The 577-nt window shown below is 44.9% G+C and carries 1 pseudogene; it reads left to right on the top strand.

The window, feature by feature from the left end:
• Positions 1–577: pseudogene (locus tag Q4575_RS19725) on the top strand (hypothetical protein); the annotation flags it as partial.

Raw genomic sequence — 577 nt, 5'->3', positions numbered from 1 at the left:
CGTTTATCGCGTCAGTGAACAATGAATTATTAATGTACGCCAATAACGGCAGTACAGGTAATGAGTTGTTTAAGTTAGCGACTGAAACGGCAAGCTTTGATGTCGACGTTGACTCAGATGGCGTAATGGATAAAGTTGATGCCTTCCCGAATGATGCAGCCGCATCAGCAGATACAGACGGTGATGGTTATCCAGACGCATTAGTAGAGGGTGTCGAAACGTCTTTAGTTGTTGACGCGTTCCCGAATGATGCAACTGAATTTGCAGATACTGACGGCGATGGGGTTGGTAATAATGCCGATGCGTTCCCATTAGATGTAGCCGCATCAGCTGATGAAGATAGCGATGGTTTCCCTGATTCATGGAATGCAGGTAAAACCGAAGCAGATACAACAACCGGTCTTGTTATTGACGAATTCCCAGCGGATATTGTTGATACCGATATGGATGGTACGTTCGACCAAGAAGACAATGACGACGACGGTGACGGTTACAGTGATGAACTGGAGCTGGAATTTGGTTCAGATCCAATTGTTGCAAGTTCAATCCCTTATCAAAAAATTGAATTGGCCTCAGA

Source organism: Psychrosphaera sp. 1_MG-2023 (assembly GCF_030548245.1).
In the GTDB taxonomy this organism is placed as follows: Bacteria; Pseudomonadota; Gammaproteobacteria; order Enterobacterales; family Alteromonadaceae; genus Psychrosphaera; species Psychrosphaera algicola.
The sequence above is the reverse complement of the archived record's forward strand: the minus strand, read 5'-3'. Positions and strand labels throughout refer to the sequence as shown.